At 64.9% G+C, this 8,846-nt stretch carries 9 protein-coding genes and 2 pseudogenes; 6 read left to right on the plus strand and 5 right to left on the minus strand.

The window, feature by feature from the left end:
* Positions 1 to 326: pseudogene (locus tag V7D81_RS22330) on the minus strand (hypothetical protein); the annotation flags it as partial.
* 121 nt (positions 327 to 447) lie between these two features.
* On the opposite strand from V7D81_RS22330, the gene V7D81_RS22335 reads away from it, so the two are divergent.
* Positions 448 to 834: a VOC family protein gene (locus V7D81_RS22335; protein ID WP_324320481.1), complete on the plus strand. Its 387-nt coding sequence runs from the start codon at positions 448 to 450 to the stop codon at positions 832 to 834.
* A gap of 109 nt (positions 835 to 943) precedes the next feature.
* Entirely contained in the window at positions 944 to 1,408 is a 465-nt protein-coding gene (locus V7D81_RS22340) for a Dps family protein (protein WP_349257723.1), read from the plus strand.
* Positions 1,409 to 1,516: 108 nt separating this feature from the next.
* Here V7D81_RS22340 and V7D81_RS22345 read toward each other — a convergent pair whose 3' ends face one another.
* Both V7D81_RS22345 and V7D81_RS22350 read right to left on the minus strand, forming a co-directional pair.
* On the minus strand, positions 1,517 to 2,251 hold the full coding sequence (locus tag V7D81_RS22345) for an anti-sigma factor family protein (RefSeq protein WP_324320485.1): 735 nt from the start codon (positions 2,249 to 2,251) through the stop codon (positions 1,517 to 1,519).
* A gap of 10 nt (positions 2,252 to 2,261) precedes the next feature.
* Positions 2,262 to 2,747 carry an RNA polymerase sigma factor gene (locus tag V7D81_RS22350; protein WP_324320487.1) on the minus strand — a complete coding sequence of 162 codons (486 nt, stop codon included), beginning with the start codon at positions 2,745 to 2,747 and terminating at the stop codon, positions 2,262 to 2,264.
* 112 nt (positions 2,748 to 2,859) lie between these two features.
* On the opposite strand from V7D81_RS22350, the gene V7D81_RS22355 reads away from it, so the two are divergent.
* Both V7D81_RS22355 and V7D81_RS22360 read left to right on the plus strand, forming a co-directional pair.
* Positions 2,860 to 4,131 (plus strand): S8 family serine peptidase, encoded by a 1,272-nt coding sequence (locus V7D81_RS22355; protein ID WP_324320489.1) that lies wholly within the window; start codon positions 2,860 to 2,862, stop codon positions 4,129 to 4,131.
* 81 nt (positions 4,132 to 4,212) lie between these two features.
* Positions 4,213 to 4,815 (plus strand): hypothetical protein, encoded by a 603-nt coding sequence (locus V7D81_RS22360; protein WP_324320491.1) that lies wholly within the window; start codon positions 4,213 to 4,215, stop codon positions 4,813 to 4,815.
* 165 nt (positions 4,816 to 4,980) lie between these two features.
* On the opposite strand, the gene V7D81_RS22365 is transcribed toward V7D81_RS22360, so the two are convergent.
* Together V7D81_RS22365 and ligD are read right to left on the minus strand one after the other, a co-directional pair.
* Positions 4,981 to 5,808 (minus strand): CAP domain-containing protein, encoded by an 828-nt coding sequence (locus V7D81_RS22365; RefSeq protein ID WP_324320493.1) that lies wholly within the window; start codon positions 5,806 to 5,808, stop codon positions 4,981 to 4,983.
* A 41-nt stretch (positions 5,809 to 5,849) separates the two neighbouring features.
* Positions 5,850 to 6,902: pseudogene (gene ligD / locus V7D81_RS22370) on the minus strand (non-homologous end-joining DNA ligase); the annotation flags it as partial.
* A gap of 126 nt (positions 6,903 to 7,028) precedes the next feature.
* Between ligD and V7D81_RS22375 the strand changes: the two are divergent.
* Together V7D81_RS22375 and V7D81_RS22380 are read left to right on the plus strand one after the other, a co-directional pair.
* The gene (locus tag V7D81_RS22375) at positions 7,029 to 7,619 is read left to right on the plus strand and encodes a DUF3617 domain-containing protein (RefSeq protein WP_324320496.1); all 591 of its coding nucleotides are present in this window, start codon (positions 7,029 to 7,031) and stop codon (positions 7,617 to 7,619) included.
* Between the two features lie 102 nt (positions 7,620 to 7,721).
* On the plus strand, positions 7,722 to 8,726 hold the full coding sequence (locus tag V7D81_RS22380) for an NADP-dependent oxidoreductase (protein ID WP_324320498.1): 1,005 nt from the start codon (positions 7,722 to 7,724) through the stop codon (positions 8,724 to 8,726).
* The last annotated feature ends 120 nt before the right edge of the window (positions 8,727 to 8,846 follow it).

The following is an 8,846-nucleotide window of genomic DNA, read 5'->3' on the forward strand; positions in this document are numbered from 1 at the left end:
TCGGCCGCGCCCATGAGGTCGTTGAACAGGAAGAAGTCGGCGACGATGAACGTCTCGGCCTCATCGACGATGCGCAGGACCTCATCGAAGATCCGCTGCTCGCGCAGGCTCTGTCCGCGCGGATCGTTCCAGGTGAGATCGGTCAGGAACTGCACGCTGGCCGGATCCAGCGCGACCGGCGCCGTGCGCACGTCCGTGCCCGGCGGCATCGGACGTACCGTATTCCACAGGCCCACCGCGGACCACAGTCCCACGAACCCCCAGAGGATCCAGCGTTTGCGGAACCTGCGCCGGGGCGCGGCATCCGCTTCATTGTTGTTGTCCATGGACCGGATTGTAGAGGAGCCGCGCGGACGCGCCCGAACGCAAATCACGGCACGGCGAGACAATCGCGACGCCTGGTGGATGCGCTAGAGTCGGGCATCCCCATGCAAGGAGCCCGCGGCCATGATCGATCACACAGGCGTCGGCGTCAGCGATTTCGCCCGCAGCAAGGCGTTCTATGTCGCCGCGCTCGAACCGCTGGGCTATCGGGTGGTGATGGAAGTGACGGCCGAAGAAACCGGCGGATTTCAGGGCGCGGGCTTCGGCGTGCCGCCCAAACCCGACTTCTGGATCGGCAGCGGCCAGCCGAATGTTCCACCCATCCACATTGCGTTTCGCGCGGCCGGCCGCGACGTGGTCGACCGCTTCTACCAGGCCGCCCTCGCAGCTGGTGGTCGTGACAACGGACCGCCGGGAGTGCGTCCTCACTACCATCCGAACTATTACGGGGCATTCGTGCTCGATCCCGACGGGCACAATGTCGAGGCCGTGTGCCACGACCCCGCCTGATCATCGACGGCATCGCTGCCATCGATTGCCAGCAGCTGTTGCGGGCGACAAAGCGGACGGCGTACGGTTGAGTCATCCAGAAAAACGATCCAGGAGATCGCTCGTGAAAATCGATATCGGCATTCCGGAAAAACAGCGCGTCAAAGTGGCCGAGGGCCTGTCGCACCTGCTGGCCGACAGCTACACGCTCTACCTCAAGACCCACAAGTTCCACTGGAACGTCACGGGACCGATGTTCCAGACCCTGCACCTGATGTTCGAGACGCAGTACACCGAGCTGTCCACGGCGGTGGACCTGATCGCGGAACGCATCCGCGCGCTGGGTACGTTCGCGCCGGGCAGCTATGCCGAGTTCGGCAAGCTCTCGACGATCAAGGAAGCCACGGACGTGCCGAAGGCCGAAGACATGATTCGCCAGCTGGTCGAAGGCCAGGAAGCGGTCGTGCGTACCGCGCGCCGCATTTTCCCGGTGGCGGAGAAGGCCGGCGATGAAGCGACGGCGGATCTGCTCACGCAGCGCATTCAGCTGCACGAGAAGACGGCGTGGATGCTGCGTAGTCTGTTGGAGAAGTAAGACCAGGAGAGCCGCAAAGACCGCATATAAAGAGGTGAAGGGTTTCAGAAGAGAGCCTGCATCTTTTTTATTCTTTTATGCGGCCTTTCGCGGCTCTCGATTCTTCATCTATCGCCACCCGCGATCCCGCGCGATCGTCTCCTCCGTCGCATCCAATGCATCGCCATCGATGGAATCCTGCACTGCCTGCAGGATGATCGGCGCGACGGTCGTGCTCGCCATCCGGTAGCGTTCGTCCGATTGGGAAGGTTCGCTGCTGGCCAGTGCGACGACGCGCCATGCGTCCGGCGTGCGGCAGGCGATGCCGGAGATATCGGATGTTTCCGACATCGCGAACGTGCGGCAGAACTCGCCGGTTTTCGCGCGATAGCTCAAGCCAATGTGGATGCCGGAGCCTTCGACGCGTACGCCGGAAAGCTGCCGGTCGAGCGCGGCGGCCAGGGGGCCGCTCGCGGTCATGCGGCCATCGCCGGCCAGGAGCGGTTCCTCGCCTTTCCACGGCAGGCGTGCGATGACGACGCCGAGCAGCAGGCTCGCGGCGATGGTGCTCCATTCGGGAAGCGACCAGCGGCGCCGGGCCGGTGCGATGCGTGCGCTGGCGATGTCGGTCACCGTCGCGGCAGCGGCCGGCGCCGTCCGTGCGGCGGTAAGCAGCCGCTCGGGAACATCGCCATCGAACTGCGTATCGAACGCCGCCTGCAGCTCGCGCTTCAGATGCTGGTGTTTCGCGATGGTCTCCGCAATCGTCGGATCGCTCGCCATCGCCGCTTCGATCCGGCGGCGCGTATCGGCGTCCAGTTCGCCGTCCGCGTAGGCCATCAGGGTTGCATCGTCGAATGTCATCGCAGTGTTCTCACGACAGGCTCTTCTGCAGCGCTTCGCGTCCGCGTGCCAGGCGACTGGTCACGGTGCCGATCGGCACTTCCAGCACGTCGGCCGCCTCCTTGTAGGAAAGCCCTTCGATCAGGACCAGTGCCACCGCCATCCGCTGCTCCTCGGGCAATGCCAGCAATGCGCGCTGCATCGATAGGCGGTTGAGTTGCGCCTCGCTGCTCGCATCGCCCACGCGCTCGCCGCTTTCCTCCGGCAGAAAAACACGATCGTGACGTTGCCGCGAACGCACTTCATCGATCCACGCATTGCGAATGATCCCGAACATCCAGCTCTCGAATTTCGATTCCGGCCGCCATTGCTCGAACCGCAGCAGGGCCCGCTCGATGGCGATCTGTACCAGATCGTCGGCATCGGCCGGATGGCGCGTGATCGTGCGCGCAAACCGCCGCAGGCGCGGCAGCGTCGTGACGATTAGGTCGCGGATCTGGTCGACCGAAGCGGGCATCTGTCTCGAAGGAATACGAACCGGGTGGGCGATTTGATCCGGAAGGTAGCAAATCGAATGCAGGCGGTCGCGGGGCGGATGGATTCGGCAGTCTCGTGCGTATAGTCGAATGATGTCGCCGAAGTTCCTGCCCATCCTCGCACTGAGCCTGGCCTGCATGAGCCCGCGGCCGGCGGACGCCCAGGTCGCGCTGCCGCAGGTGCAACTGCCGCAGTTGCCCGTGCAGTTGCCGGTCGATGTGAACCGCACCCTCGATGCGGCCAGCCCTGAACAGCTGCGCGAACTGCGTCGCCTGCGGATTCGCGATCTGCTGCGCACCAACCGGACCGTCCTGGAGGCGGATCCGCGCGGCGCGCCCGTCGTGCGCAGCGAGATCGTCGCGCTGTCGCCATCGCCGGAGGCACTGCGCAAGGCGGAAGCTGCCGGCTATACCGTGGTCCGCCGCAACGAGATCGAAGGGCTCGACATCACGACGGTGGTGCTGCGTGCGCCCGCCGGGATGTCGACCCGTCGCGCCCTGCGCGAACTGCAGCGCAACGATCCGCAGGGTACGTATGACTTCAATCATCTCTATATGGAGAGCGGCGCGGCAGAGACGACTGCAGTCGACGGTCCGCAGTCGCCGGCCCTGCGGTTTCCGGATACGCGGGTCGGACTGATCGATGGCGGCGTCGACGGTTCGCATCCCTCGCTGGTTCATGCGCGACTGCAACAGCACGGCTGTGCAGCGCCGATACCGAGCGCGCATGGCACTGCCGTGGCCTCGCTGCTCGTCGGTTCCGCGAGCGATTTTCGCGGCGCTGCGCCGGGCGCGCAGCTCTACAGCGCCGATGTCTACTGTGGGCTCGGTACCGGCGGCGCGGTCGACGCCGTCGTGAATGCTTTCGGCTGGCTGGTACGCGAGCGCGTGCCCGTCATCAATGTGAGCCTCGTCGGTCCGGCGAACAGGATGCTGGAGCAGGTCGTGCGCCTGGTGATCGCCCGCGGGCATCTCATCGTTGCCGCCGTCGGCAATGACGGACCAGCTTCGCCAGCGCTCTATCCCGCGGCCTATCCCGGCGTCGTTGCAGTGACAGGCGTCGATGCACGCAATCGCGTGCTGCTCGAAGCGTGTCGCGGCTCGCATGTGAGGTTCGCCGCACCGGGTGCGGACCTGCGTGCAGCGACCTTGCAGCAGACCTATGCAAGCGTGCGCGGTACATCGTTCGCTGCGCCGCTCGTTGCCGGTTTGCTGGCGCGGCGGTTGTCGACGCCCGATGTGAAGCAGGCAGGACAGGCGCTCGCGCTGCTCGCATCGCACGCACAGGATCTCGGAGCGAAGGGAACCGACCGGATTTATGGCAAAGGCCTGGTCGGCGCAGAACTGCGCATCGACGAAAATTGATTCGTCCGGGAAGAAATCGCCGTCGCCGGTCGTCCTCTTTGCAAAGGCTGCAGATTGGCTGCAGCCATCGAGGAGGAACTCATGAAGAACTTCATTCGTGTCGGCGTTTCGATGGCAGCGATGCTGGCGGCCGTATCAGTGAATGCTCAAGTGCTGGGTGGCAGTCTCACGGGCGGACTGGGCGGCACCCTGTCCGGCGGCATGCGCGATGTGGGCGCGATGACGCAGGGCAGCGGCAACGGCTCGTTCGGCGGACGTCTCGATACCGGCGGCCTCGATCGCGCCACGCGCTTGCCCGATCGTGCGACCGAACGCGTGCGCGACACCGCGGGCACGGTCCGCGAGCGCAGCGCATCGACGGTGCAGGATGTGAAAGCTCGTACGACATCCGCTGCGACGAACGCCAGTTCGACGCAGGCCGCGCTGAAGGGTTCGGGTACGTCGAACCTGTCGACTCTCACATCCTCGTCGCAGGAAAGTGCGACACCGGCCGCTGACGGTGCGCCGCTCGACGTCCTGCGGACTCCGTCCAGCACGACGGAACCGTCCGCACCGTTGACCTCCGTCATCAGCGGTTCCGGCGAGGGCTCCGCCAACGGCCGCGCCAATGCATCACGCGGGGGTCTTGCCGTCGATGCCGGCGCGAACGCCAACGGCTCGGCCTCCGCTTCGGTTCAGCGCTGAGAGTTTCGGACCAGGAAAAGAACCTCGGAAAAGAAAACTCTCCACGGGGAGCACGGGGGACACGGGGAATAAAGAATCTTCTTCTCCGACCTCCGTGTTCTCCGTGATCTCCGTGTGAAACTCTTGTTCTGAAACTCTTGTTCTGAAACTCTTGTTCTGAAACTCTTACTTCCTCGGCCGCGCAAACACCTGCGCCCAGTAAATCCCCGCGTCGCTTTTTGGGTTGGTCGCAAACGCGATCCCCATCTCGGTGAACTTGTCGCTCATGAGGTTGGCGCAATGCCCGGGACTTTTCAGCCAGCCGTCGACGACGCTCTCGGCCGTGCCCGGACCCGCGGCGATGTTCTCGCCGACGCTGCGCCATTCGTAACCGACGCGCGTGACGCGGCTCGAGGCCTGACTGCCGTCCGAGCCTTCGTGCTCGAAGAAATTTCGCGAGGCCATGTCCTGTGCATGGATGAGTGCAGCGCGCGCCAGCAACGCCGATGCCTGCAGCGGCGTCGTTGCCGGGAAGGCGGTGCTGCCGCACTTGCGCGGCTTGGCCCGCGCTTCATTGACGAGATCGAGTGCGCGGCGTGCGATGACATCCGCGTCGCGAATTGCGGGGGTAGTGAGGGGCATGGCGACGACGATGTGAACTTCGCCGCGACGTTGTACGAGCCCGATGGTGGTGAACGAGGGGTCCGTCAGCGTTTCGCAGTAGTTGTCGATGAGCGCGCGCAGCAAGGCGGTTTCATTCGGGGCACCTTCGATCCGCATCGACGCCGAGTTCTGTGCCCGATAGCCCGTGCTCGCCAGCGCATCGCGCAGGCGTCCGCCGCGCGACCATTCGCGGGCCACGGCGTCCAGTTCGCGATCGGCGCGCAGCGGCGTATCGACCGAGCGTCCCTTGCAGCCCTTGCGTCGCAGCTGATTGATGTCGTCGACCAGGCCCGCCGCGGCGGCGTCGCAGGCGAATGCGCAAAGAAGGATCAGAACGGCGGCGTACTTCAAGGGGATGACCGGACGATGCAGGCGATGAAGGAATGCGTCGATCAGGCGTGAGTATGCCGTGTCGCCTCGCGTGACCGCGCTTTCGCGACGCGTCGCGACGGCGCCGGTCGTTGCAGGAGTTGCCTGATCGCCGGCCTCAACGGCCGCGCGGCGTCGGCGTAGTCCCGCCAGGCTGTCGAGCGCTTCAGCAGCGCGGGCGCGGTCCGCAGCGTGTACCGCAACGGATCGAGACCGCTTTTGACCTGAGCCCAGGTGAGCGGCATCGAGACGGGCGCGCCTTTTCGTGCCCGCGGCGACAGCGGCGCGACGGCTGTCGCCATCCGGTCATTGCGCAGGTAGTCGAGAAAGATTTTTCCGGCACGCAGCTTCTTCGACATGTTGATGAGATAGCGATCGGGTGCATCCTGCGCCATCTGACCGCAGACGGTCTGCGCGAAGCTTTTCGCCTGTTCCCAGCTCGCGGCCCGTCGGCCCTTGCTGTCGAGCGGCGTCACGACGTGCAGTCCCTTGCCGCCGGTGGTCTTGCAGAAGGCGACGAGGCCGAGCGCATCGAGTCGCACGCGCAGTTCCTTGGCGGCCTCGATCACCCGGTCGAAGTCCACCTCGGGCCCCGGATCGAGGTCGAACACGAGGCGGCCCGGCGTTTCCGGGTCGTCCGGGCGACAGTTCCAGGGATGCAGTTCGATGCCTGCCGTCTGCGCCACGGCAATGAGCGCGTCGGCGCGATCGATCTGCAGATAGGGCCTGGGGTCGTCGGCGACTTTCTTGAGCGTGAGCAGTTTCGAAGTCCCTGGCATCGCATGGCGCTGGAAGAAGATCTGGTCGCCGATGCCGTCGGGCGCGCGGATGAGCGAGCACGGTCGTCCCTGAAGGTGCGGCAACATCCAGTCGGCGACCTGCGCGAAATAGTCGGCGAGATCGAGCTTCGTCACGGCGCGTTCCTCGCGCGCGCCGGGCCATAGCTGTTTGTCGGGACTGGAAAGCGCGACGCCGAGGACGACAGTGCGATTCGCAATCTGTGCGATTTTTCCCTGCGGCGATTTGCGAGTGCTGCGAGCGGCCATGCGAGGCTCCCCGGGTGTGCGATGCTCCGGTGGGAAACGTCTGCGCGGACCCGGGCGTTCCTCGGCAAGGCGTCGCCTTCGGTGGCTCCGATGACGCATGAAAGTACTCGCACCCTCGCCGACAATGATCGCGTTCCTTCAGTTCGGAGATTCAAGATGACTCGCAAACCTGTTCTGGCCGCTGCGGCGTTCGCCTGTGTCTCGCTCTCGTTCGCTGCGGCGGGTGCCGAGCGCCTCAACGTGAAGACGGGACTCTGGGAAATCGAATCGCTGACCCAGATGGGCGGCACGCTGCCGCTGTCGAAGGACCTGAAGGCGCGACTGACGCCGGCACAGATCGCGAAGATGCAGGCCGACTGGAAGGCGGAGGCCGCCAAGGGGCCGGAGCGCGATGTCTCGCAGGAATGCATCACCGCGAAGGACATCGAACAGCCGTTTCATGCCGCCAATGCGGACGGGTGTCGCCAGACGTTCGTCAGCACCTCGCGCACCGCGCAGGAAGTGCGCCTGGTCTGCGAAGGCGAGCGCAAGGGCAGCGGCGTCCTCGAGATCAGCACGCCGACGCCGCAGTCGATGACCGGCACGCTCGACATGAAGTTCGGCGAAGGCGCCGAGGTCTTCACCATGAAGGGCACGCTGAAAGGCCGCTGGCTGGGTGACGATTGCGGCGATGAAGCGGACGACAGCGACGTCGCGTCCGATGAGGACGACGAGCCGGCGGACGATACCGAAGAGGAAGAAGAGTAGGTGTAGGTCAGGCTTGTAGGTCAGGCTTCAGCCTGACACTTCTTAGGCCGGCTGAAGCCGGCTCCACAGGCTAAGCTCCGCCTACCTCAGCGGAGACCTCACATGACGCAGATCAATCATCAGTTCCGTCTCGCAGCCCGACCCGTCGGCCTGCCGAAGCGCAGCGACTGGAACTACGTCGAAGAACCGGTGCGTCAGCCGGCCGACGGCGAAGTCCTGGTCCAGACGCTGTACCTGTCGCTCGACCCGGCGATGCGCGGCTGGATGAACGAAGGCAAGTCGTACATCGCGCCCGTCGGCATCGGCGAAGTGATGCGTGCGGGCGGCGTCGGCAAGGTGATCGCTTCGCATCATCCGGGATTCAGGGAAGGCGATGAGGTCTACGGCACGCTCGGCATCCAGGAATACGCCACTGTCCCGGGCACGTTGCTGACGAAGGTCGACAGCCGCCTCGCACCGCTGCCGGTGTATCTCGGCACGCTCGGCATGCCGGGCATGACGGCGTACTTCGGCCTGCTGGATATCGGCAAGCCGCAACCGGGGCAGACGGTCGTCGTCTCCGGTGCCGCGGGCGCGGTCGGCACGGTGGTCGGCCAGATCGCGAAAATCAAAGGCTGTCGCGTCGTCGGTATTGCGGGCGGCACGGAGAAGTGCGAATACCTCGTGAAGCAGCTCGGCTTCGACGCGGCCATCGACTACAAGTCGCAGGATGTAAAAAAGGCGCTGCGCGAGCACTGCCCCGACGGCATCGACGTTTACTTCGACAATGTCGGCGGCGACATTCTCGATGCCGCGCTCACGCGACTCGCCCGCAACGCGCGCATCGTCATCTGCGGCGCAATCTCGCAATACAACGCCACCGCGGGCGTGAAGGGCCCGTCGAACTACATGTCGCTGCTGGTGAATCGCGCCAGCATGACCGGCATGGTCGTGTTCGACTACGCCGACCGCTATCCGCCGGCCATGCACGACATGGCCGGCTGGCTCGCCGCCGGCAAACTGAAGACCCGCGAAGACATCGTCGCGGGCATCGAGACGTTTCCCGAGACGTTGCTGAAGCTGTTCAAGGGCGAGAACCTCGGCAAGCTGGTGCTCAAGGTCGCTTAGGGAGGGGAAGAGTTTCACACGGAGATCACGGAGGCCACGGAGTTCAAGGCAAAGAAGAAGAGAATTTTCCACGGGGGACACGGGGAGCACGGGGTCTCGGAACAGAAATTTTCTTTCCCC

The organism is Povalibacter sp., assembly GCF_036735925.1.
Classification (GTDB): Bacteria; Pseudomonadota; Gammaproteobacteria; order Steroidobacterales; family Steroidobacteraceae; genus Steroidobacter.